Here is a 25,265-nt window from a genome sequence, read left to right as displayed (position 1 = left end):
GTATCAAAAAGCTTGTTAGCCTCTGCCACCTTTGATCGCTTCAATAATTTCTGTCGTTGAGCAGCCATCTTCGAAGTTAAGCACTTTCACTTCACCGCCCGCAGCAATCACCTCTTTACCACCCGCAATCTCTTCTGGTTTGTAATCGCCGCCTTTAACCAGCAGTGATGGCAATACTTCAGAAATCAAACGACGAGGGGTTTCTTCCGAAAACGGCACCACCCAATCCACAGCGCCCAAACCTGCAAGTACCGCCATACGGCGATCCGTTGGGTTCACTGGACGACCAGGGCCTTTGAGCTCACGTACCGACTCATCCGTATTAACCGCGACAATAAGGCGATCACCGAGTTCAGCGGCATGGTTTAGATAAGACACATGACCGGCATGTAAGATATCAAAGCAGCCATTAGTCATGACAACCTTCTCGCCTTTCGCGCGCGCTTTCGCAACCGCTTCGATCAATGCTTGTTCACTGATCACGCCAAAGTCGGTATCTTGGCTGCCGTGAACGGCTTCAGCAAGTTCGATGGTCGATAGCGTTGACGTTCCCAGTTTACCAACAACCACACCCGCCGCGGCATTCGCTAGCGCACATGCTTCATCAAGCGGTTTCCCCGCCGCAACGGATGCCGCCAATACTGAGATCACCGTATCGCCCGCACCTGTCACATCAAACACTTCTTTCGCTTGCGTTGGCAGGTGGAAAGGTTCTTTGCCACTGCGCAACAAGGTCATACCGTGCTCGCTTCGCGTGACCAACAGTGCATCAAAGTCGAACTGTTCGATAAGTGCATTGCCTTTCTCAATCAGCTCTTGTTCATTCTTTACTTTGCCCACAACATGCTCAAACTCTGCCATGTTTGGTGTCAGCAAGGTTGCGCCACGATAGCGTTCAAAATCCGCGCCTTTCGGGTCAATAAATACTGGAACGCCAGCTGCTTTGGCTTTTTGAATATAGCGCTGAACGTGCTCTAATGCGCCTTTAGCATAATCCGATAAGATCACCGCACGAACGTTTGGTAGCGCTTGTTCCATTTTTGCCAATACTAGCTCTGGATCGGTGTCTTCGAATTTATCTTCAAAGTCTAAACGGATCAGTTGCTGACCGCGGCTTAGTACACGCAGTTTAGTAATCGTCGGGTAATCGGGTAACGCAACAAAGTCACATTTTACTTTTAACGACGTAAGAGTTTCAGTCAGTACTTTTGCTGGCTCATCCATACCCACCAGTCCAATGGTGTGTGCGTGGCCACCAAGAGACGCGATGTTCATTGCCACGTTCGCAGCACCGCCTGGACGCTCTTCGTTGTTTTCTACTTTCACTACAGGCACTGGCGCTTCTGGAGAGATGCGACCTGTTGGACCGTACCAATAGCGATCAAGCATGACATCGCCAACAATTAATACGCCAGAATCGCTGTAATTCGGTAGGATGGGTTTCATTTCTGTACTCCACATAGTGACAAAGAAGATGCCATAGCACCTTCTTATCATAATTTATTTTGGCTATATCTCAGTAAGCCTTTGATGGGATAGTAGCACAACTCTCTGCTGCACTACTAAAACAAGCCACGCTTTTCGCTAGCGGGTTCCAAGCCAGGCATTCCATGCTTCAACCACAATGGCTTTTTCCGTTCCAAACTTATCGTCGGCCACATCTGCGTCTAAATTGAGCAGGTTTCGATGATGAATTTCATCACGCAATGTGGTGTAAGCATGGGTCAATGCCATCGCCTGCTCCTCTTCCATGACACCTTGTGCCATCATCGACTCAAAGATGCGAACATTGTCAGACCAGCGGGTGAGTTTTGGCTTCTCGTGGCTGTATTGCAGCACCAAGTACTGAGCTAAAAACTCGATATCAGTAATACCGCCTGGATCTTGTTTCAGCATGAAGCGGCCCGCTTTTTTGCCGCCAAGATGATCACGCATTTTTTCGCGCATCCCAACCACCTGTTCAGTCAGCTTGGCTTGGTCGCGAGATTTACACAAGATAGTATGACGGGTATGACTAAACGCTTGCTCCAACGGCACATCACCAAAGATAATTCTCGCTCTGACCAATGCTTGATGCTCCCAAGTCCAGGCATCATTGTGTTGGTACTCATCAAACGCATCGGTTGGACTGACTAAAAGTCCAGAAGCGCCTGATGGACGCAGGCGGGTATCCACTTCATACAAGATGCCCGACGCAGTACGTGTAGAAAATATATGAATAATCCGCTGCGCTAAACGTAGGTAGAACTGGCGGCCATCAATCTCTTTTTTCCCATCGGTATACACGTTTACTGGGCAATCGTGCATAAACACAATATCCAAATCAGAATTATAGCCCAGCTCCCAACCGCCGACTTTGCCATAACCAATGACGGCAAACCCTTTACTACCGCGATCTTTTAAGTGCGTTGGCTCGCCATATTTAGCCGCCATTTGCTGCCAAGCCTGATTGATACCGGCTTCAACAATTGCCTCAGCCAAATAGGTCAAGTGATCGCTCACCTTCATGACTGGCAACACACCCGCAATATCGGCGGCGGCTATACGCAGAATGCACGTCTGCTTAAACTGCCTCAACGCCTCCATTTGCTGCTCCATATCCTCTTCAGGAATTCGAGCCAAATAGTCGCGAAGCTCCGTTTTATAGGACTCTAACGGCACCGGATTATAGAGGTGCGCAGGATCCAATAGCTCATCAAGCAAGATCGGGTAGCGCCCCAACTGCTCAGAAATCATCGGGCTGGCAGTACACAAGCGTACCAACTGAGTCAGCGCCGCAGGGTGCTCATCAAGCAGTTCCAAATACGTCGTACGTGTTACGATGCGGTGCAAGACATGCAGCACGCGCGGCAATCCAAACTCAGCATCTTTATGGCTGTATATCGCACTAAAGATCTTCGGCATCAGCCTATTGAGCACCTCACGGCCACGAGGCCCTAAAGTCTTCTTGGCAAGATCGGTTTTAAACTGCTGAATCACCGCCCGCTTATCTTGCGCGTTTTCAACGTTCAGGTCGTGCTCCAAAATATGCTGAATCACCTCACCACGGCCCGCCATGTCCCAAAGCTCATGGAAGTGCTTGGCGATTGGGTTAGCCTCTTCGTCCTCTTCCTCTTCACCGATTAAGTTGGCGAACACATTATGGACATTAAGCATGTGCTGCTCAGTGGCCTTCAACATGCTCTGCCAGTTATCAAAGCCCATCGCAAAAGCAAGCTTACTCTGCTCTGCTGTGCTGTCTGGTAGGGTTTGGGTTTGCTTGTCAGCCATCGCTTGTAGCAAGTTTTCCTGACGACGTAAGAATCGATAGCCGTCTCTTAGCTGATTGACCTCATCTACTTCAAGCAGTTTTAACGTCTCAATCGCTTCTAATGTTTCTAATAAGCCTCGACCACGCAAACTTGGCTCGCGTCCACCACGAATCAACTGGAATACTTGAGCAATAAATTCCACTTCACGGATGCCGCCTGCGCCAAGCTTGATGTTGTTGCCCAAACCGCGACGCCTAACTTCACTGCTGATCATCGACTTCATTCGGCGTAACGATTGAATTGCACTAAAGTCAATGTAGCGACGAAACACAAATGGGCGCAGCATCTGTCTTAGCTCTTGGTATTCTGGGTACATTTCTCGTCCCATCACCCTTGCTTTGACCATGGCATAGCGCTCCCAATCACGCCCTTGCTCTTGGTAGTAGTCTTCCAGCGCAGCGTAACTCATGACCAATGGGCCACTTTCACCAAAGGGTCTTAAGCGCATATCAACGCGATAACAAAAGCCATCAAAGGTTTGCTGATCGAGCGCTTTAATGATGCGCTGACCAAGGCGCGTAAAGAACTGAGCGTTTGCAATCGAACGTCGCGCCCCTTGCGTTTCACCATTCTCTGGATAGGTAAAAATCAAATCGATATCGGACGAGAAGTTCAGCTCACCACCGCCAAGCTTACCCATCCCAATAATAAGCATCGGTTGCGCTTCACCCTCCGCATTGCATGGCGTACCCCACTCTTTGCAACACGCTTGATATTGCCACTGATAAGTCTCAAAGATCATCGCTTCGGCGAGCATAGACAAATGGCTAAGGCTCTCTTCAAGACTCCAGTCGTTAATGAAGTCTCGCCAAGCGATGTAGACCATTTCACGATTCCGGAATCGACGCAGCACACGGTGGCCGTCGGCTTCTTGATCGCATGACGCCAATTGCGCCGCCAAGCGCTCTCGATAGTGATCCTCACGGCTGGATTCACTGAGCATGTCTGGCAACTGCTCAAACAGCGCATCATCTTTTTGCAGCGCTTCGGTAACAAATTGGCTCATCGCCGTCACGTGCTGCAACTGAGTCAATCGCTCGGCAGGCCAATGAGAAAAATCAGAATAAGTGTCTTTGAGTTGCGTCAGCGCCTTGTCGGCATCATGTTGTAATTCGGGAGGCAGTTGCATTTGTCGTCCTTGTCTCGACTCATAACAAAAGTGGTGACCGAGGCCACCACTTATTTCATTCGCTTGTCGCTGTGATTATTTGGAGTTCACTCAAAAAGCCTTAGCTTCTTAAGCCAATTCCCTTGGTCACTAAATGATGGGCTACACCATAAAGTACCACGATAAACGCCAAGAGTACGCCAAAAGATGTCACAATCCCTACATCGGACACGCCTAAAAAACCATAGCGGAAAGCATTAACCATATAGACGATTGGATTGATTTTTGACACTCCCTGCCAAAACTCAGGCAGCAAGCTGATCGAATAGAACACCCCGCCAAGGTAAGTCAGTGGCGTGAGCACAAACGTTGGGATGATGGAGATATCATCAAACGTCTTAGCAAACACGGCGTTGATGAGACCGCCCAGGGAAAAGACCACCGAGGTTAAAAACACCGTTGCAATAATAATGCCCCAATGCTCTACGCGCAGATCGACAAACAGCAGCGATACAATCGTCACTATGGTCCCTACGAGTAATCCGCGCACCACACCGCCCATCACAAAGCCTGCAATAATGATGTAGTTTGGCACTGGCGCAACGAGCAACTCTTCAATATTGCGCTGAAACTTAGCGCTAAAGAATGACGATGCCACGTTAGAGTATGAGTTAGTAATTACCGACATCATGATAAGACCCGGCACAATGTACTCCATGTAACTAAAGCCGTTCATCTCGCCGATGCGCGAACCAATTAAACTACCAAAGATGATGAAATACAGCGTCATCGTGATCGCGGGCGGTACTAGAGTTTGCACCCAAATACGCGTGAAGCGATTGATCTCTTTAGTCAGCAGGCTTTTAAATGCTGTCCAATACAAGCCATACATATTCATTATTTTGCCTCCGTCTGTTCGCGAACAATGGAGACAAACAGCTCTTCAAGACGGTTCGCTTTGTTTCGCATTGATAGTACTTTAATCCCTGCCGCTGATAGTTGAGTGAAGATGTGATTAAGCCCCTGGGTTTTCTCAATCTCAATTTCCAACGAACCGTTGACCAGATGCTGGGCATTCACACCCTCAAGCTCAGGAACTTCAACCTCACCTTCAATATCTAGAATAAAGGTCTCGACATGCAGCTTATTGAGCAGCGCCTTCATCGAGGTGTTCTCAATCAATTCGCCACGCTGAATAATGCCGATGTTACGGCACAGCAGTTCGGCTTCTTCAAGGTAGTGCGTGGTCAGAATGATAGTGATACCTTGGCGATTGATCTCCTTAAGGAAATCCCACATTGAGCGGCGCAGTTCAATATCAACGCCCGCCGTCGGCTCATCCAAGATCAATAACTTTGGCTCATGCATCAGGGCGCGAGCAATCATCAATCGGCGCTTCATCCCTCCCGACAAGTTACGAGCACGTTCACCACGTTTTTCCCACAGGTCGAGCTGAGACAAGTACTTCTGTGCTCGTTGTTTCGCGACCTCTTTCGGTACTCCGTAGTAACCCGCTTGCTGAAGTACAATTTGCTCCACCGTTTCAAACTGGTTGAAATTGAATTCTTGCGGCACCAACCCCAACTGCTGCTTAGCCAGTTCGAGCTCTTTATCAATGTCATGGCCAAAGACACGTACCTTGCCAGAGCTTTTGTTCACCAACGAAGTGATGATGCCGATGGTGGTCGACTTTCCTGCTCCGTTGGGGCCAAGCAAGGCGTAGAAGTCGCCCTGCTCAACGGTCAGGCTCACGCCTTTAAGAGCTTCAAAACCACCTGTATATGTTTTTCTAAGCTGTTCTATTTCTAATGCGACCATAGCTTGCTTCCAAAATCTGCGTTGATGGACGGTTTAATATTTCCACCAATATCGAAAAGTTGTCTGATGGTACTACACATGATGATCGATCCACCAATTTTCAAGTCAATTAGCAAAAATGAATATAACAAAAAGCGAGTGTGACCACTCACACTCGCTTTCTGTTTGAATTCGCAGAGATTAAGCCGTCGCGATATGCGCAGCTTCCAGCGCAGCTTCACGCTCAATGAAGATATTGTCATCCGGCACCAAATCAATGACGTGGAATTTATCCAATTGCGCGCGGATCTTCTCATGTGGACAAAGTAGATACACATAGCAGTTGGCATCTTGCGCATCTTTAATGGCATTTTCCAATGCCAAGCCAACCGTCACATCGATCATTGGAACATCGGTTAAGTCGAGGATCATCGCTTGGTAATCAGAAATACTTGAGTGCTGTCTCGAAATAGCCTTCGAGACACTGAAGATCATCGGCCCTGACAGGTAGAAGAACAACACCTTGCCTTGAGAGTTATCAAGCAATGCTCTTTCTGTTTCGGTTAATGGTACATCGTCATCATCGGCATCACTGATGGCCTTTACTTGTCTCGCCTGCTCGCGGCTCAATCGCTCGATAATAATGATGTTGGAGATGAACACTCCAAGGCCAACCGCCACAATCAAGTCTACAAATACAGTCAGCAGCATCACACCATACATGATGGCCATACCTGGAATGCTCACCTTGTGAGCACGCTGAATAAAACTCCAGTCGAGAATGTTAAAACCCACATACACGGCAATACCCGCCAGTACCGCCATCGGGATAGGCTCCGTTAAACCACTGGCCACCAGTACGACCAACATCAGTACTAATGCACGCACCACACCAGATAGCGGCGAACGAGCGCCCACTTGAATGTTCGTCACGGTACCCATAGTCGCACCAGCACCAGGAAGAGCACCAAACAAACCCGCTAGTAAGTTTGCTAGCCCTTGGCCTCGTAGCTCTTTATCCGAGTCGTGCTCTTTACGCGTGAGTGAGTCACCGATAACTGCGGTCAGCAAGGTATCAATACAACCCAATGTGCCAAGTACTAGGGCATCAATCACCATTTCAGTGAACATCTCGGCATTGAAATGCGGCATGACAAGTGACGGCAGTCCCGCTGGGATTTCGCCAATACGACGGATCGATTCACTATCAAATATCAAAACAGAGAGTAACGTCACCACGACCAACGCCACCAACTGAGGCGGCACATGTTGGCGATACTTTTTCGGTAGTAGGAACAAAATCGCCAGAGTTAACGCCCCTAAAAATAGTTCCGCAAGGTCAATGTTGGCGATCATTTCAGGGAGGGCCGTCAAGGTGCCAATGACACCACCCGATGGCGCAGCTTGCCCCAATAACGGCGCAAGCTGGAGTATAATAAGAATAACGCCAATGCCTGACATGAAACCAGAAACAACGCTATAAGGCATTAAGGTGACGTATTTACCAAGCTTGAGTGTCCCAAGTAATATCTGAAACACACCTGCCATCATGACCACGGTAAAGGTCATGGCTAATCCGGTTTCAGGGTACTTAGCCATCATGCTGGTGAGTACCGCGGTCATAATGACCGTCATCGGGCCCGTCGGCTCAGAGATTAAGGTAGAGGAACCACCAAATAGCGCTGCAAATAGGCCGACCATGATCGCGCCCCACAAACCAGCTTCAGCACCCGCTCCTGAGGCTACACCAAACGCCAGCGCGAGTGGCAAAGAGATGATCGCCGTGGTGACACCACCAAACACATCTCCTTTTAGGTTAATATCTTCAAATCGACGTCCTAACTTCATTACTATCCCTGAAAAATAACCAAAAAATTGATTCAGGTTAACAAATGTGACGGTGAGTTAATATTTATTAAATACAGCTCATTCGACATAAGTTATGACAATTTATCACGCAATCGCTAAATGACTGATTTTACGTGCAAGAACACGTCAGATGAGTGAATTTGAGACACTTTTTAACGAGATTCAATTTGTAACATTGTGTATAGTGTGGCGAATAATTGAAGGGAAGTACCATGCCGGAAATCAAACAACTTTTTGACAACAACTCAAAATGGTCGCAAGAGATCACCTCCCAGCGTCCAGAGTATTTCGCCAAGCTTGAAGAAGGCCAAAGCCCTGGCTTTCTATGGATCGGTTGTTCCGATAGCCGAGTACCTGCCGAGCGACTAACCGGGCTGTATTCAGGTGAGCTTTTCGTTCACCGAAACGTTGCCAACCAAGTCATTCATACCGACTTAAACTGCTTGTCTGTGGTTCAGTACGCAGTAGATGTACTTAAAGTGAAGCACATCATCGTTTGCGGTCACTACGGATGTGGTGGTGTTAATGCCGCAATCGACAACCCTCAACTGGGCCTAATCAATAATTGGCTTTTACATATTCGCGATCTTTACCTTAAGCACCGTAATTTCTTAAATGAACTGCCACGTGAAGCATGGGGAGATAAGCTGTGTGAGATCAACGTCGCCGAGCAGGTGTACAACCTGGGCAACTCAACGATCTTACAAAATGCTTGGGAACGCGGCCAGGATGTTGAAGTACATGGTGTGGTTTATGGTATCGGCGATGGCAAACTGGAAGATTTAGGTGTTCGCTGCTCAAGCCGTGAGACCCTGGAAGCTAACTATCAAAGTGCGATGAAGCAAATTCTGAACGCTGAGTAAAACCACTCAGCTGTCATTAAAAAAAAGCCCACTTGTGGGCTTTTTTTGTGCGTTAGTGATTACTCCTGAGGTACCACTTTGCCGATGTATGGCAAGTGACGGTACTTCTGAGCGTAATCAATACCCACGCCAACAACAAACTCGTCAGGGATCTCAAAACCAATCCACTTCACGTCTACGTTAACTTCACGGCGAGACGGCTTATCCAATAGCGTACAGATCTCAATGGATTTTGGCTCACGCAGCGACAAGATCTCTTTCACTTTGTTAAGGGTATTACCTGTATCGATAATATCTTCAACAAGCAGTACGTCTTTGCCTTTGATGTCGTCATCTAGGTCTTTAAGAATGCGCACATCGCGAGAGCTTTCCATAGTGTTGCCGTAGCTAGAAGCGGTCATAAAATCAACGCAGTGAGTCAAATCAATCGCGCGTGCCAAATCCGCCATAAACACAAAAGAGCCACGAAGCAAACCAACCATCACTAGGTCTTCGCTGCCTTTATAATGTTCGGTGATGGCTTTGCCTAACACTTGTACGCGCTCATGAACTTCTTGCTCAGAAATCATGACTTCTACAGTATGTTTCATATCTATCTCGATGTTGGTATGTGGGTAGAACTAACACGGCCGAAACCGCACGCCTTCATACAGTATAAAACATCAATATGAAGCCGTTCGCTCTGGCGTGTCTGCCAATTTTGCGCGCAATAGTATCACTTTATATCGTTCGATAAAAACCCGCCTGATACCGATAAGGTAAATGTAGTAAGCCGATACGGCTTCGACTGTTAACGACTTCTGTTGAAATAGTTGGCCAATTTCACAACAAAATGTGATACGCAGATAAATTACTCTTAATTATCATAATTATCAGTGTATGACTATTGACCATTAACATATGCACCATTACACTTATTTAGAATTAGAAAAATAGGAGCAGTTAATTTCCATTTTGGAAATAACCCTACAAAGATTGGTATAACGTCACCTATCGAAGGGTTAATGTGGTTTTCCGTCATGTGAAATAGCTGACTCATAATAAAACGAGGAATAAGGCGACTAATAAAAAGTCACCACCTCGACAATCGTTGGCAAGGAAAACAATATGGACTCTATAGTAAAAAGACCTAGGACGCGTTTGTCTCCACAAAAGCGCAAATTGCAGCTTATGGAGATAGCGCTAGAAGTATTTGCAAAGCGCGGGATCGGACGCGGGGGACATGCCGATATTGCAGATATCGCACAAGTCTCTGTGGCAACTGTATTCAACTATTTCCCAACACGCGAAGACCTAGTGGATGAAGTACTTAACCACGTCGTGTGTCAGTACTCTAACTTTCTTTCGAATACCATCGATCTTGATGTCAACATCAAAGAGAACCTGGTTCACATTCTAGATGGTGTCGTGGATATGGTGGTCGAAGATTGTCACTGGAACAAAGTTTGGTTTGAGTGGAGTACTTCTACCCGTGATGAAGTTTGGCCACTCTTCGTAAGCTCAAACAAAACCAGTCAGGCCTTGATTGAAAACATGTTCATTAAAGCCATTGAACGCGGTGAAGTTTGTCCACACCACAACCCTAAGCACCTCACTAGCCTCTTCCACGGCTTGTGCTACTCACTGTTTGTCGAAGCGATGCGCACAAACGACAGTGATACGGTGAAGTCGCTCACTGATTGCTACTTGGATATGGTGTGCATCTACAACAATGAAGAAGCGCACTAATCGCGATTCAATAAACAAAAAAAACGGCCAGTAGTCATACTGGCCGTTTTTCTTTATTCAGAACTTACTTCTTTTTCTTCGCTTTTGCATTTGGAAGGTCAGTGATCGTACCTTCAAATACTTCTGCTGCAAGACCAACAGATTCGTGAAGCGTTGGGTGAGCATGGATAGTCAGAGCGATATCTTCTGCATCACAACCCATTTCGATCGCCAGACCGATTTCACCAAGCAGTTCACCACCGTTAGTACCAACGATAGCACCACCAATAACACGGTGAGTATCTTTGTCGAAGATAAGCTTCGTCATACCATCAGCACAGTCAGATGCGATTGCACGACCTGATGCAGCCCATGGGAATGTTGCTGTCTCGTAATTGATACCTTCTGCTTTCGCTTCTTTCTCAGTCTTACCAACCCAAGCAACTTCTGGCTCAGTGTAGGCAATAGAAGGAATCACTTTCGGGTCAAAGTAGTGTTTCTTACCAGAGATAACCTCTGCCGCTACGTGACCTTCATGCACACCTTTGTGAGCAAGCATTGGCTGACCAACGATGTCACCGATAGCGTGGATATGCGGAACGTTAGTACGCATTTGCTTATCAACGTTGATAAAGCCGCGCTCGTCCACTTCAATACCTGCTTTTTCTGCATCAATAAGTTGACCATTTGGTACTCGACCAATCGCAACAAGAACTGCATCGTAACGCTCAGCTTCAGCAGGGGCTTTCTTGCCTTCCATTGAAACGTAGATACCGTCTTCTTTCGCTTCAACTGCCGTTACTTTGGTCTCTAGCATCAAGTTAAACTTGTTCTTAATGCGCTTGGTGTAGACTTTAACCATGTCTTTATCCGCTGCTGGGATAAGTTGGTCAAACATCTCTACAACATCAATCTGAGAACCTAGAGAGTGGTATACCGTTGCCATTTCTAGACCGATGATACCACCGCCCATGATAAGCAGTTTTCCTGGTACTTCTTTTAGCTCAAGTGCATCCGTTGAATCCCAGATACGTGGGTCTTCATGAGGAATGAACGGCAGTTTAATTGGGCGAGAACCTGCTGCAACAATAGCGTTATCGAAGTTAACAACAGTTTTACCGTCTTCACCTTCAACTTCAATTGAGTTAGGGCCAGTGAACTTACCAAAGCCGTTAACCACTGTCACTTTACGCATCTTAGCCATTCCGCCAAGACCGCCTGTTAGTTGGTTAATTACTTTTTCTTTCCATAGACGAATCTTGTCGATATCAGTCTGAGGCTCACCGAATACAATGCCGTGATCTGCAAGCGCTTTGGCTTCTTCGATAACTTTAGCTACGTGAAGCAGTGCTTTAGATGGGATACAACCCACGTTTAGACAAACACCACCAAGCGTGCTGTAGCGCTCGATAAGAACAGTTTCTAGGCCTAAATCGGCACAACGGAATGCAGCGGAGTAACCAGCAGGACCGGCACCAAGTACTACCACCTGGGCTTTAATTTCTTTGCTCATTTTGACCTCTTGTAGTCATTATCCCTAACAGGCTGAGTGGGTATTGATTTTCTTTTTTGTAAACTTCACTTAAACGTCTTAATGCCACGTTTTTAAAGCAATGAGTTTAAACATTTATGATTTCAGACCGCCAACATTTTACAGAGATGTTAATGGTGTGAAAAGTAAATCAATTTAGCCTGTGAGCTAGACGACAATTCACGGGGAATTGTTGTATGAATTTGGTTTTTTTACCCCCTTCTAGCCTCCCCTTATGAAGGGGAGGAACTCAGGCTCGCTGCACATCGCTTGTTTGAAAAGGCGATACAACTCAAGGAGCGAGCCGTCTGTTCTCCCCCTAACTAACGCGACGCGCAGCTGGGGGGAAGCTAGAGGGAGTCAGTCTTTAAAGTACCAAGCGACGAATATCGCTCAAGCAGCTATTTAGATAAGTAATGAAACGTGCACCTTCCGCACCGTCAATCACACGGTGATCGTACGATAGTGAAAGTGGCAGCTGTAGGCGCGGTTCAAATTCTTTACCGTTCCATACTGGCTTCATTTCAGACTTAGACACACCAAGGATACCAACTTCAGGAGCATTTACGATAGGAGTAAATGCAGTACCACCGATGCCGCCTAGGCTTGAGATAGTGAAACAGCCACCTTGCATATCTGCAGCAGTTAGCTTGCCGGCACGTGCTTTCTTAGAGATAACCATTAGCTCTTCAGATAGCTCGTAGATGCCTTTCTTGTTTACGTCCTTGAATACAGGAACAACCAGGCCGTTTGGCGTATCAACTGCAATACCAACGTTCACGTACTTCTTAAGAATGATGCTCTCGCCGTCTTCTGATAGAGAAGAGTTAAATGCAGGGAAGGCTTCAAGTGCTTTCGCAACAGCTTTCATGATGAACACAAGTGGCGTGATCTTCATGCCTGAATCTTTCTTCGCTTCGATAGCGTTTTGCTCTTTACGGAACGCTTCTAGAGCAGTGATATCCGCGTTATCCCACTGTGTAACATGAGGGATCATTACCCAGTTACGGTGTAGGTTAGCACCAGAGATCTTCTTGATCTTAGAAAGCTTCTGAACTTCAGTCTCACCAAACTTGCTGAAGTCAACCTTCGGCCAAGGTAGTAGACCAAGAGCAGAGCCATCGCCGCCTTTACCAGCTGCCGCAGCACCAGACTCAAGACGCTTAAGTGCATCTTTAACGTATGCTTGAACGTCTTCTTTCAATACGCGGCTCTTACGACCCGTACCTTTTACTTTCGCTAGGTTAACGCCAAACTCGCGAGCAAGACGACGAACCACTGGAGACGCGTGTGCGTACTCGTTGTTCTCTTGGAAATCGTTAGCTTGCGGTGCTGCATCCGCTTTCGCTGTAGGAGCAGCTGGAGCCGTTGCAGGTGCCGGAGCCGCTGTTGCAGCTGGAGCTGCAGGAGCTGCAGGAGCTGAACCAGCCACCGGAGTGCCGGCCACCTCAAATACCATGATTAGAGAGCCAGTTGTTACTGAATCACCTTCAGCAATTTTGATCTCTTTCACTGTACCTGCGAATGGTGCTGGTACTTCCATAGAAGCTTTGTCGCCTTCTACAGTAATTAGAGATTGCTCTTCTTCTACTGTATCGCCAACTTTAACCATGATCTCAGTAACTTCTACTTCGTCACCGCCGATATCTGGAACGTTAACTTCTTTTTCAGCAGACGCCGCAGGAGCTGCTGGAGCCGCTTCAACTGCAGGAGCAGCTGCTGGCGCACCAGAACCTGCTACCGGAGCTCCGGACAGTTCGAATACCATCACAAGAGAACCAGTCGTTACTGAATCACCTTCAGCAATCTTGATCTCTTTAACCGTACCTGCAAATGGAGCTGGTACTTCCATAGAAGCTTTGTCGCCTTCTACAGTTAGAAGAGATTGCTCTTCTTCTACTGAATCGCCAACTTTAACCATGATTTCAGTAACTTCTACTTCGTCGCCACCGATATCTGGAACGTGAACTTCTTTAAGTTCAGCCGCTGCTGCTGGAGCTGGAGCCGCTGCTGGAGCCGCTTCAGCCGCAGGAGCAGGTGCAGCGTCAGCTGCACCCGGAGCGCCGGCCGCATCTGCAGGGGAGCCTGCCTCTTCGAAAATCATAATTAGAGAACCAGTAGTAACAGAATCGCCTTCCGCTACTTTGATTTCTTTAACGATACCTGCTTGAGACGCTGGAACTTCCATAGAAGCTTTGTCGCCTTCAACAGTGATTAGAGACTGCTCTTCTTCCACCTTGTCGCCAACGCTTACAAGAATCTCAGTAACTTCAACCTCATCCGCCCCGATGTCAGGTACATTAATTTCGATTGCCATTGCTTATTTACCTTCTAATTAAGCGCTGTATTAAGCGTAAAGTGGGTTAGTTTTTTCAGTGTCGATGTTGAACTTAGCAATTGCTTCAGTCACAACAGACTTCTCAACATCACCGCGCTTCGCTAGTTCAGTTAGCGCAGCAACTACCACGTAGCCTGCGTTAACTTCGAAGTGACGACGTAGGTTTTCACGGCTGTCTGAACGGCCGTAACCATCGGTACCAAGTACTTTGTAAGACTCAGTAGGCATGAATGCACGTACTTGCTCAGCGTAGTTCTTCATGTAGTCAGTCGCAGCGATTGCTGGCTCGTTACCTAGAACTGTTGTGATGTAAGGTACTTTCGCCTCTGCTTCTGGGTGAAGCATGTTGTAACGCTCTACGTTTTGACCATCACGAGTTAGCTCGTTGAACGATGTTACAGAGAACACGTCAGAGGCCACACCGTATTCTTCGCTTAGGATAGTCGCGGCTTTACGTACTTCGTTCATGATAGTACCAGAGCTCATTAGCTGAACTTTACCCTTAGCACCTTCGTGAGACTCAAGCTTGTAGATACCTTTACGGATACCTTCTTCAGCGCCTTCTGGCATTGCTGGCATCGCGTAGTTTTCATTCATTACTGTTAGGTAGTAGTAAATGTTTTCTTGCTCAGGACCGTACATACGACGAATACCGTCTTGCATGATTACTGCTAGCTCGTAAGCAAATGTTGGGTCGTAAGAGATACAGTTAGGGATAGTGTTCGCTTGGATGTGCGAGTGACCATCTTCGTGCTGTAGACCTTCACCGTTCAGTGTTGTACGACCAGCTGTAGCACCTAGTAGGAAGCCACGAGCTTGTTGGTCACCTGCTAGCCATGCCATGTCACCAATACGTTGGAAACCGAACATTGAGTAGTAGATGTAGAACGGAATCATTGGCAGATCGTTTGTGCTGTATGAAGTAGCAGCAGCAACCCAAGATGCCATTGAACCTAGTTCGTTGATACCTTCTTGAAGAACTTGGCCTGATGTTGCCTCTTTGTAGTAAGAAACGATGCCTTTATCTTCAGGTGTATATTCTTGACCGTCTGGGTTGTAGATACCAACCTGACGGAATAGACCTTCCATACCGAACGTACGCGCTTCATCACAGATGATAGGAACGATGTTCTTACCGATGTTCTTGTCTTTAAGGAGAATGTTCAACGTACGTACATAAGCCATAGTCGTTGAAATTTCACGCTTCTGAGCACCTAGTAGAGGAGCAAACTCTTCTAGCTCTGGCACTTTGAACTCTTGTGTGAATTTAGGCAGACGCTGTGGCGTGTAACCTTTCAGTGCTTTACGACGAGCATGCAGGTATTCGTACTCTGCGCTGCCTTCTTCCAGTTTTAGGTAAGGCAGTTCAGCGACTTTCTCATCAGAAAGAAGGTCTTGCAGGCCTAGACGATCACGCAGGTATTGTACGTGCGTCATATCCATCTTCTTAACACCGTGAGCAATGTTCTTACCTTCAGCCGCTTCACCCATGCCGTAACCTTTAACAGTCTTAGCTAGGATTACCGTTGGCTTGCCATTGGTTTCTTTTGCATTGTTGAACGCAGCAAACAGTTTAGAAGAATCGTGACCACCACGCTTCAATTCGAAGATTTGGTCGTCAGTCATATCTGCTACAAGTGCAGCAGTCTCAGGGTACTTACCAAAGAAGTGCTCACGTACGTATGCGCCATCTTTAGATTTGAATGTTTGGTAGTCGCCATCGATCGTTTCGTTCATAAGCTGTAGAAGCTTACCCGTCGTATCTTTAGCCAGTAGTGCGTCCCAGTTGTTACCCCAGATAACTTTCACTACGTTCCAGCCAGCACCTTTGAATAGACCTTCAAGCTCTTGAATGATCTTACCGTTACCCATTACAGGGCCGTCTAGACGCTGTAGGTTACAGTTGATTAGGAAACATAAGTTGTCTAGCTTCTCACGCGCAGCGAAAGAAATTGCACCACGTGATTCTGGCTCATCCATCTCACCATCACCTAGGAAGGCGTATACACGTTGAGCAGATGTATCTTTAAGGCCACGACCATTTAGGTACTTAAGGAAGCGCGCTTGATAGATAGCAGAAATTGGACCAAGACCCATAGATACTGTTGGGAATTGCCAGAATTCAGGCATCAGTTTAGGGTGTGGGTATGAAGGAACACCTTTACCGTCGACTTCTTGACGGAAGTTGTCTAGCTGCTCTTCAGTTAGACGGCCTTCAACGAACGCACGAGAGTAGATACCTGGAGAGATGTGACCTTGGTAGTAAACCAGATCGCCGCCGTCTGTTTCGTTTGGAGCACGGAAGAAGTGGTTGAAACACACTTCGTAGAATGCTGCTGCAGACTGGTAAGAAGCCATGTGACCACCAAGGTCTAGGTCTTTCTTAGAAGCACGCAATACGATCATGATTGCGTTCCAGCGAATAATCGAACGAATACGACGCTCAAGTGTAGTGTCACCAGGGTATGCTGGTTCTTGAGCTGCTGGAATGGTGTTGATGTAGTTAGTGTTGATGCCTGTTGGCATATCAACGCCATCTAAACGAGCTTTCTCTAGAACAGTTTCTAGTAGAAATTGTGCACGTTCTACACCTTCTTCACGAACAACGGATTCAAGTGCTTGAAGCCAATCTTGAGTTTCCAGTGCATCTACGTCATGCTTCATGTCAGACATGGCGATCTATCCTTCTGTTGGTTGGATCTACTTAATTAAAGTAAGCGTTTCTAGTTTTTAAGAATCACTATCTTGATGAATTCGTCTTAAAGAGCGCTCGCGACGCGACGCTTCTCTGGTCAAATCCAACAATGTTTCTTCGATATAAGCTAAGTGCGAATGCGACATCTCACGCGCCTTTTCTGGCTGACCAGCGACGATCGCTTCAACGATATTAGCTCGGTGTTTACTGACTTTCTCCACCACCTCAGAGCGGCGGTGTAATAGCTCTAAATTCTGTAAAACATTTTGCTCTAGCAGCGGTGCTAAACTTCTCACGATATGCAGCAACACAACGTTGTGTGCCGCTTCCGTCAATGCCACCAAAAATGCCATAACGGCAGAGGCTTCAGCTTCGATATCCCCCTCTTCCTGAGCGATACGAATGTTGCTTAGACAAGTTTCGATTTGAGCAAAATCTTCATCAGTGCCACGCAAAGCGGCAAAGTAAGCAGAAATACCTTCCATAGCATGACGAGCCTCAAGCAAATCTAGCTGAGTCTCGTTATGAGAAGATAGGAGGTCTAACAAAGGATCAGAGAAGCTTTTCCAGATGTTCTCGCTAACGAACGTGCCCCCGCCCTGACGTCGAGTCAGAAGCTTCTTGGCTTCAAGACGTTGAATCGCTTCTCGAATAGAAGGACGAGAAACATCAAACTGCTTTGCCAGCTCGCGCTCAGGTGGAAGCTGCTGCCCTGCTGAAAGTGTCCCCTCAACAATCAAGCGCTCCAATTCTTGCTCGATAACATCCGAAAGTTTCGGCTGACGGATCCTTTGATAAGCCATAACTATTATTCTTTTTTTCTTTTACTTTCTTGAGCTGTTAATTGGTATTACCAATTTATAAGTTAGGGTAAAAATTAACACATTTAAAACACCAATGTCTAGTTAAAAATTGATTCACATCATAGAACCGGCCTTGCGTTAACCGTTATGAAACATTTATAGATTAAAACATCAACACCCATGGTCAGACCAATTACATACAAGAAACTTATCGGGTGTTTTACGTGCTATAAAAATCCTTATAAATCAACAACAAAAACCAGAAAAATGAGTCCGTGGAAAATTGACCAATATCAATAAAGAAAGGCATAACAACCACAATGGTTATTAATAATTTGAATAACCAAATCTTTCGTGGCGCGGTGGATTGGCCACGAAATCAGCAACACGAGAAAGGAGTGAATCTTTTATGACAGAGAAGTTTTGAAACGGCGCCAATCAAAAACGAGACCAGGGTCACTTTTTCTCAGTGGCGCAATATATTGATGCCCAGTGATCCGTTCACGAGTCATTTCAGGATAGCGCGCTAGCAGCGCTAACGTTAAATGCTGCAGACTCTGATATTGCTCCTCGGTATAAGCCACATAATCAGTACCCTCAAGCTCAATGCCAACGGAATAATCATTGCACCTTGCTCGGCCAGCAAAACTCGACATCCCCGCATGCCACGCTCTGGATCCAAAAGGCACAAACTGCACCACTTCACCATCCCGCCTTATTAAACAGTGCGCCGAAACACGCATATCTTTGATGACATTAAAAAAAGGATGGATTGAAGCATCAAGCTTACCAAGGAAAAAGTCTTCAATATAAGCCCCGCCAAACTGCCCTGGTGGAAGGCTAATATTATGCACCACCAGCAGCGACACATCTTCTTCAAAGGGTCTATCATCAAAATGTGGAGACGGCACTCGCCTTGCCAGCGGATACCAACCTTTTTCATCAATTGTCGGGGTGGACATGTCCATGTTTACAGCTTGGCCAATAATAGGTCTATCTGGGTTTTGCATATATTTTGAGCTCATCTACATCGCTATCGCTTTGATTTTATCCGACGGCCAATAAAATGCGAGATTTGATGCTGAAATTCCGCACAAGCAGGAGTATCATGCCCACTTCGTTCCCCCACTAAACACGTTAAGCGATGAAAAACACACATAACAGCCAAGAACGTCTTGAATATCTAAAGCAGCAACTTCCTTCAGAAATCACACGTGCCGTGGCCGACACGCTTCGTGAAGATCTGGGTGGAACACTGGATGTCAACGCAGATATCACGGCAAGTCTTATCCCTGCAGACACTCAAAACGTAGCCACGATCATTACTCGTGAACACGGCGTATTCTGCGGACAAATGTGGGCGGATGAAGTGTTCAAACAGCTTGGCGGCGAAGTGACTATTGATTGGCACGTACAAGATGGCGATAAAGTCGAGCCAAACCAAGTACTATGTACGCTAACAGGCCCTGCGCGCATCCTACTCACTGGTGAGCGCAATGCGATGAACTTCATCCAAACCTTATCGGGCTGCGCAACGCTAACAGCTGTCTATGCTGAGAAAATCGCTCATACCGAATGTCGCCTACTAGACACACGCAAAACCATTCCAGGTCTTCGCAGTGCGCTTAAATACGCGGTTGCTTGTGGCGGCGGCTTCAACCACCGTATTGGCGTGTTTGATGCTTACCTAATTAAAGAAAACCACATCATCGCGTGTGGCGGCATCACGAAAGCCATCGAAACCGCTAAGCAGCTAAACCCAGGTAAGCCTGTAGAAGTGGAAACCGAATCACTGGAAGAGCTGCAACAAGCGATCGATGCGGGTGCCGACATCATCATGCTCGACAACTTCACCACTGACATGATGCGCGAAGCGGTTAAAATCAACGCTGGCCGCGCGGCGCTTGAAAACTCTGGCAACGTTACCCTAGATACCATCGCTGAGTTTGCTGAAACAGGCGTCGATTATATTTCTGTTGGTGCTCTGACTAAGCATCTTAAAGCGATGGATTTGTCGATGAGGTTTAAGGACTAAAGAGATCGGTCCTAGGTTCCCCTAGGAATCAAGAACCAAAAGACCTTAACAAAAGCGAAGCAAACAGCTTCGCTTTTTTGATCTCATTACTCTGTGAGCCACTGTTTTGCTGACTATTTATCAACCAGTGCTAGTCCTTCCCTTTCAATATCACTCGCAATCAAACTGCAATCCACTGCAACGCGACCACATTTTTTAGAACCGTCTCTAGTGCGCTAAGTCATTAACTTTATTGGGTTAAACCTCGAGAGTATGTTCATTTTGTGCAACTAATTTATTAAGGATAAAAAATGAAAAAAGCAACAAAGCAGCAAGGTTTTACCTTGATTGAGTTGATGATTGTCGTGGCTGTGATTGGGGTGTTGGCGGCAGTGGCGTTGCCGCAGTATCAAAACTATGTAGCAAAGAGTGAACTGTCTTCAGCTCTTGCTACTTTATCAGGACTCAAGACCAACACCGAGACTTTAACACTCGAAAACGGCACTTTTCCTCCGCAATCCCAATCTGCTGCAGTAGGGATACCTAAAACAACAATGGGTGATATAGAGCTAGAACCTGACGCTGGTGTCTCAGGTGCCGGTGCCATTACCTTTACGTTCGCAGCTGGAAAAGTAAGCCCAGATCTAGCAAACAAAGCTATCCAACTATCGAGGGATCAAAATGGTAACTGGGAGTGTAAGACAACCTCATCAATACCGGACGGCTTGAAGTCGAAAGGTTGCAAAAACAATATTTAGATCACCAATATGGGTTCTAACCTTGCGTTTATTCTGAGAAATGCTGGAGTATTAACAACAGCGCAATCGGAACAACTTTGCAATAGAGCACATCTCTCTGTGTGCTCTATTGCGGAGGAAATAATAAAAAATAGGTGGCTTGAATCTACGAGCTTAGCGCAGCATATTGGAAGAGTTTTTGGTCTAGAAATTAGGAACATCCAAAACAGCGACTACAAAAGTATTTGTAAGCGTCTTGGTTTGAGAGAATCCATGCTCAAATATCATGCTCTACCTATTGATATTGATGAACGCACACTAGTTGTTGCTGTAATGGATCCGAGCATCCTAGAAATTGAGAATGATTTTCGGTTTGCAACTGGACTACAAATTGAACTTGTAGTTGCCAACTGTCTTGATATTCGAGCGGCATTAAATAGGCTCTATGGCGAGAACAACAACGAATGGCAATCAGACACCAAACAACTCACCTCCGACGATCTCGCCAACCTAGTCCAAGTCAGTGACGCTGAGATCGACAACATCGAAGATCTCTCCCAAGATGACTCCCCAGTCAGTCGCTTTATCCATCAAGTTCTCATGGATGCGGTACGCAAAAAGGCTTCTGATATCCATTTTGAGCCCTATGAGCATCTATACCGAATACGCCTGCGCTGTGATGGGATCTTGATTGAAACCCACCAGCCTGCCACGCAGCTGAGTCGGCGCTTGGCGGCGAGGATCAAAATCCTTGCCAAGCTGGACATCGCCGAGCGCCGATTACCACAAGATGGCCGTTTAAAACTGAGACTATCAGAAAACGCTTCCATTGATATGCGGGTATCAACACTACCCACTATGTGGGGCGAGAAGATCGTATTGCGATTATTGGATGGCGACTCTGCTAATCTCGATATTGATCAGCTTGGTTATAACGAACTGCAAAAGTCTCTGTACCTTTCGGCGTTAAAGAAGCCTCAGGGTATGATATTAATGACGGGGCCAACGGGAAGCGGCAAAACCGTTTCTTTGTATACCGGACTCAATATCCTTAATACCGCTGAACGCAATATCTCTACGGCCGAAGATCCGGTAGAGATCCACCTTGATGGGATCAATCAGGTGCAGATCAACCCAAAGATCGGCTTTGATTTTTCGACTGCGCTGCGATCGTTTCTACGTCAAGATCCGGACGTGGTAATGCTTGGGGAGATCCGTGATATTGAAACGGCGGAGATTGCGGTTAAAGCGGCACAAACTGGTCACCTAGTGCTTTCCACCTTGCACACTAACTCTGCCGCAGAGACCGTAATACGACTTAAAAACATGGGCGTTGAGAGCGTCAACCTCGCGTCCTCACTGTCACTGATCATTGCCCAGCGGTTAGCTCGTAAGCTTTGTCAGCATTGTAAGGTTGTCGATCCCATGTCCCCGGCGTTGCGTCAGTCTCTCGCTATTAAAGATTGCGAGCTCATCTACCAAGCTAGTGAGCAAGGCTGTAATCACTGCAACTATGGCTATTTAGGGCGTACTGGCATTTATGAAGTGATGGAGTGTACCCACGAACTCGCCAATGCTTTGCTTACCGGCCCGAGCATGCAAGAGATTGAAGCATTGGCACAATCTCAAGGGATGACCACTCTCAAACAATCGGGCATTGAAAAGCTTCGAGGTGGCGTGACCAGCTATCAAGAGTTGCAGCGCGTGCTCTATTTCTAATCATGGGTTAGTAGTATGGTTAAAAAGCTCGAACCAACGCTCAAAGCGTTTCACTGGAAAGGTGTGAACAGCCAGGGTAAGAAAGTCTCAGGTCAAACCTTAGCGCTGACCGAACCTGAGGCGCGCGAAACCCTCAAACAGCAACATATCCAAGTTCGTAAGCTTAAAAAACGCAGTATCTCAACTTGGACTAAGCTGACTCAACGTATCAAAAGCAAAGACATCACCATCCTGACCCGTCAACTCGCCACCATGCTTAGTACCGGTATTCCCATTGTTCATGCAATCAAGCTGATTGCCGACAATCAGGCCAAAGCGGAAATGAAATCGATATTGTCGCAAATTAGCAAAGGGCTGGAAGCGGGTACGCCGATTTCACGGGTGATGCAGGTAGCCAGTCGTCATTTTGATAGCTTTTATGTCGATATGGTCGCCACTGGAGAAAACTCTGGTAACTTAGCGGGTGTGTTTGAGCGCTTAGCGGACTATCGCGAGAAGCAAGAGATGCTGCGCTCTAAAGTGGTCAAAGCGCTGATTTATCCCGTGATGATCTTACTCGTCTCACTTGGGGTCACCTACCTCATGCTCACTACTGTTGTCCCAGAATTTGAGTCAATGTTTCGCGGCTTTAATGCCGACCTCCCTTGGTTTACTCAGCAAGTGCTCAGTCTTTCAGCGTGGTTTCAACAAAATGGCTTTTTGAGTATTAACCTGTTTATTCTTGCCACTTTTGGCCTAAAGGTTGCTCGCCAGCGCAGCTACAGCGTGCGACTTTACACCAGCCGCCTAGTGTTGCGGATACCTATCATAGGGCAAGTGATCACTAAGGCCTCCATTGCCAAATTCAGTCGTACCCTATCCACCAGCTTTAGCGCTGGAATACCGATATTGTCGAGCATACAAGCCAGCGCAAAAACCGCCGACAATCTCTATTACCAACAAGTAATTCAATCCATCCACTCCGATATTGTCGCCGGAACGCCAATCCATCTAGCCATGCGTCAAGCAGATGCCTTCCCTGAAATGGTGCTGCAAATGGTGATGATTGGTGAAGAGTCCGGCACCCTTGATGATATGCTTAATCGGGTGGCGGCTATTTATGAAGCGGAAGTCGATAATACCGTGGATAACCTAGGCAAGATCCTCGAGCCATTTATCATTGTTTTCCTCGGCACTCTCGTCGGTGGGCTTGTGGTCGCAATGTACCTTCCTATCTTTAACTTAATGACCGTAATAGGCTAACATAGACATTAACTTATTGATTTATTTCCTGTGTAGCCGCAAATGGACGTGTTGATTTATTACCCTTGGTTGTTTGTTGTATTCGCAGCCATTCTTGGCTTAATTGTCGGAAGCTTTCTCAATGTGGTGATCCACCGATTGCCAATTATGATGGAGCGAAGCTGGCGTGAAGAGTGCGCCGAGGCCTTCCCAGAATACAAGATCACGCCACCAGAGGGGCGCTTTGATCTCAGCATGCCCAGTAGCCGCTGCCCGTCATGCCACACACCAATCCGCATCATTGACAATATCCCACTGCTCAGTTGGCTGATACTCAGGGGTCGCTGTCGCCAGTGCGACAGTAAAGTCAGCATCCGCTACCCACTGGTTGAACTACTCACTGCACTGCTTAGCGCCACTGTCGCTTGGCAACTTGGCTTTAGCTTTTATAGCGTAGCGGTGATCGCCCTGACCTTTGCGCTTATCGCAGCGACCTTTATCGACCTTGATACTATGCTGCTCCCCGATCAAATCACCTTACCTTTACTTTGGGCTGGTATTGCTCTCGCCTTAGTGGGCATTTCTCCGATTACACTGCAAGAGTCGGTGATTGGCGCTATGGTTGGTTACCTCTGTTTATGGTCCGTCTATTGGCTGTTTAAATTACTGACAGGCAAGGAAGGCATGGGTTACGGTGATTTTAAGCTGTTGGCTGCCTTAGGAGCTTGGCTTGGTTGGACACAACTACCGCTGATTGTCTTACTTTCCTCCGTTGTTGGCGTTGTGTTTGGTTTGATTCAGCTTAGAATGCAAAAAAAAGGTTTGGATGTAGCGTTCCCGTTTGGCCCTTACTTAGCGATTGCTGGTTGGGTCAGTGTGTTATGGGGCGATAAAATCACTCACCTCTACTTAACGACAGTCATGGGAGTATATTAGTGGGATTTGTAGTCGGCTTAACGGGTGGCATTGCGAGCGGGAAAACTACCGTCGCCGATCTGTTTCATCATCAATTTGGTATTGAGCTCGTCGATGCAGACGTCGTAGCGCGTGAGGTGGTGGAAATCGGCTCAGAGGGCTTAAACGCATTGGCACAGCACTTTGGTCGCGAGATACTGCAAGCGGATGGCGCGCTGGATCGCGCTGCACTGAGAGCGCGTATTTTTGCCAATGATGAGGAAAAGCAGTGGGTGAACAACTTACTGCACCCGATGATCCGCAAACAAATGCAGCAGCGCTTAGACGCTTCAACCAGTCCTTATACGCTCCTCGTAGTACCACTACTCATCGAAAATGGTTTGCAGAGTATGGCAGACCGCGTACTGGTGGTCGATGTGACCGCTGAAACACAAATTTACCGAACAATGACACGTGACGGGGTGCCCGAGCAACAGGTGCGTTCTATACTCAAAGCACAAGTCGATAGAGATAGCCGACTAATGCATGCAGATGATGTGATTGATAATAATACTGACAACGCTCAACTTTTGCCCCAAGTCACACAATTGCACCAAAAGTACCTAGCATTATGCGGTAAAAATCGGTGAAAATAGCA

Annotated in this window: 19 protein-coding genes; 8 read left to right on the top strand and 11 right to left on the bottom strand. The window is 46.9% G+C overall.

The features are described 5' to 3' along the window. Window positions 1-15: 15 nt before the first annotated feature. From hldE to AAA946_RS02415, 5 genes are all read right to left on the bottom strand, one after another. Window positions 16-1,446, bottom strand: a complete 1,431-nt coding sequence (gene hldE / locus AAA946_RS02435) for a bifunctional D-glycero-beta-D-manno-heptose-7-phosphate kinase/D-glycero-beta-D-manno-heptose 1-phosphate adenylyltransferase HldE (protein WP_338163470.1) — start codon at window positions 1,444-1,446, stop codon at window positions 16-18. A gap of 138 nt (window positions 1,447-1,584) precedes the next feature. Continuing rightward, window positions 1,585-4,440: a bifunctional [glutamate--ammonia ligase]-adenylyl-L-tyrosine phosphorylase/[glutamate--ammonia-ligase] adenylyltransferase gene (gene glnE / locus AAA946_RS02430; protein ID WP_338163469.1), complete on the bottom strand. Its 2,856-nt coding sequence runs from the start codon at window positions 4,438-4,440 to the stop codon at window positions 1,585-1,587. Window positions 4,441-4,540: 100 nt separating this feature from the next. Next, window positions 4,541-5,311, bottom strand: a complete 771-nt coding sequence (locus tag AAA946_RS02425) for an ABC transporter permease (protein WP_042501295.1) — start codon at window positions 5,309-5,311, stop codon at window positions 4,541-4,543. A 5-nt stretch (window positions 5,312-5,316) separates the two neighbouring features. Next, window positions 5,317-6,237 carry an ABC transporter ATP-binding protein gene (locus AAA946_RS02420; protein WP_338163468.1) on the bottom strand — a complete coding sequence of 307 codons (921 nt, stop codon included), beginning with the start codon at window positions 6,235-6,237 and terminating at the stop codon, window positions 5,317-5,319. 180 nt (window positions 6,238-6,417) lie between these two features. Beyond that, the gene (locus AAA946_RS02415; RefSeq protein WP_338163467.1) at window positions 6,418-8,064 is read right to left on the bottom strand and encodes a SulP family inorganic anion transporter; all 1,647 of its coding nucleotides are present in this window, start codon (window positions 8,062-8,064) and stop codon (window positions 6,418-6,420) included. Between the two features lie 233 nt (window positions 8,065-8,297). Here AAA946_RS02415 and can point away from each other — a divergent pair, with 233 nt between their 5' ends. Next, a complete protein-coding gene (gene can, locus AAA946_RS02410) occupies window positions 8,298-8,948 on the top strand; it encodes a carbonate dehydratase (RefSeq protein ID WP_338163466.1) in 651 nt (216 codons plus the stop codon). A 59-nt stretch (window positions 8,949-9,007) separates the two neighbouring features. Here the strand turns inward: can and hpt are convergent, their stop codons facing one another. Further along, a complete protein-coding gene (gene hpt, locus AAA946_RS02405; RefSeq protein WP_338163465.1) occupies window positions 9,008-9,538 on the bottom strand; it encodes a hypoxanthine phosphoribosyltransferase in 531 nt (176 codons plus the stop codon). Between the two features lie 517 nt (window positions 9,539-10,055). Here hpt and AAA946_RS02400 point away from each other — a divergent pair. After that, a complete protein-coding gene (locus AAA946_RS02400; RefSeq protein WP_338163464.1) occupies window positions 10,056-10,676 on the top strand; it encodes a LuxR/HapR/OpaR family quorum-sensing transcriptional regulator in 621 nt (206 codons plus the stop codon). A 64-nt stretch (window positions 10,677-10,740) separates the two neighbouring features. On the opposite strand, the gene lpdA is transcribed toward AAA946_RS02400, so the two are convergent. The 5 genes from lpdA to ampD form a co-directional block, all read right to left on the bottom strand. After that, window positions 10,741-12,168, bottom strand: coding sequence for a dihydrolipoyl dehydrogenase (gene lpdA, locus AAA946_RS02395; protein WP_338163463.1), 1,428 nt, complete (start codon window positions 12,166-12,168; stop codon window positions 10,741-10,743). Window positions 12,169-12,553: 385 nt separating this feature from the next. Next, a complete protein-coding gene (gene aceF / locus AAA946_RS02390; protein ID WP_338163462.1) occupies window positions 12,554-14,503 on the bottom strand; it encodes a pyruvate dehydrogenase complex dihydrolipoyllysine-residue acetyltransferase in 1,950 nt (649 codons plus the stop codon). Window positions 14,504-14,533: 30 nt separating this feature from the next. Beyond that, entirely contained in the window at window positions 14,534-17,197 is a 2,664-nt protein-coding gene (aceE, locus tag AAA946_RS02385; protein ID WP_338163461.1) for a pyruvate dehydrogenase (acetyl-transferring), homodimeric type, read from the bottom strand. A 57-nt stretch (window positions 17,198-17,254) separates the two neighbouring features. Continuing rightward, on the bottom strand, window positions 17,255-18,022 hold the full coding sequence (gene pdhR, locus AAA946_RS02380; protein WP_338163460.1) for a pyruvate dehydrogenase complex transcriptional repressor PdhR: 768 nt from the start codon (window positions 18,020-18,022) through the stop codon (window positions 17,255-17,257). A 407-nt stretch (window positions 18,023-18,429) separates the two neighbouring features. Beyond that, window positions 18,430-18,984 carry a 1,6-anhydro-N-acetylmuramyl-L-alanine amidase AmpD gene (ampD, locus tag AAA946_RS02375; RefSeq protein WP_338165754.1) on the bottom strand — a complete coding sequence of 185 codons (555 nt, stop codon included), beginning with the start codon at window positions 18,982-18,984 and terminating at the stop codon, window positions 18,430-18,432. Window positions 18,985-19,166: 182 nt separating this feature from the next. Here ampD and nadC point away from each other — a divergent pair, with 182 nt between their 5' ends. From nadC to coaE, 6 genes are all read left to right on the top strand, one after another. Then, window positions 19,167-20,057, top strand: a complete 891-nt coding sequence (gene nadC / locus AAA946_RS02370) for a carboxylating nicotinate-nucleotide diphosphorylase (RefSeq protein ID WP_338163459.1) — start codon at window positions 19,167-19,169, stop codon at window positions 20,055-20,057. Between the two features lie 290 nt (window positions 20,058-20,347). After that, on the top strand, window positions 20,348-20,794 hold the full coding sequence (locus AAA946_RS02365) for a pilin (protein ID WP_338163458.1): 447 nt from the start codon (window positions 20,348-20,350) through the stop codon (window positions 20,792-20,794). A gap of 9 nt (window positions 20,795-20,803) precedes the next feature. Beyond that, window positions 20,804-22,492: a type IV-A pilus assembly ATPase PilB gene (gene pilB, locus AAA946_RS02360; RefSeq protein ID WP_338163457.1), complete on the top strand. Its 1,689-nt coding sequence runs from the start codon at window positions 20,804-20,806 to the stop codon at window positions 22,490-22,492. A 15-nt stretch (window positions 22,493-22,507) separates the two neighbouring features. Continuing rightward, a complete protein-coding gene (locus AAA946_RS02355) occupies window positions 22,508-23,734 on the top strand; it encodes a type II secretion system F family protein (protein WP_338163456.1) in 1,227 nt (408 codons plus the stop codon). A gap of 42 nt (window positions 23,735-23,776) precedes the next feature. Beyond that, entirely contained in the window at window positions 23,777-24,649 is an 873-nt protein-coding gene (locus tag AAA946_RS02350) for a prepilin peptidase (protein WP_338163455.1), read from the top strand. After that, window positions 24,649-25,257, top strand: coding sequence for a dephospho-CoA kinase (gene coaE / locus AAA946_RS02345; RefSeq protein ID WP_338163454.1), 609 nt, complete (start codon window positions 24,649-24,651; stop codon window positions 25,255-25,257). The genes AAA946_RS02350 and coaE overlap by 1 nt, the downstream gene beginning before the upstream one ends. The last annotated feature ends 8 nt before the right edge of the window (window positions 25,258-25,265 follow it).

Source organism: Vibrio sp. 10N (assembly GCF_036245475.1).
In the GTDB taxonomy this organism is placed as follows: Bacteria; Pseudomonadota; Gammaproteobacteria; order Enterobacterales; family Vibrionaceae; genus Vibrio.
The sequence above is the reverse complement of the archived record's forward strand: the minus strand, read 5'-3'. Positions and strand labels throughout refer to the sequence as shown.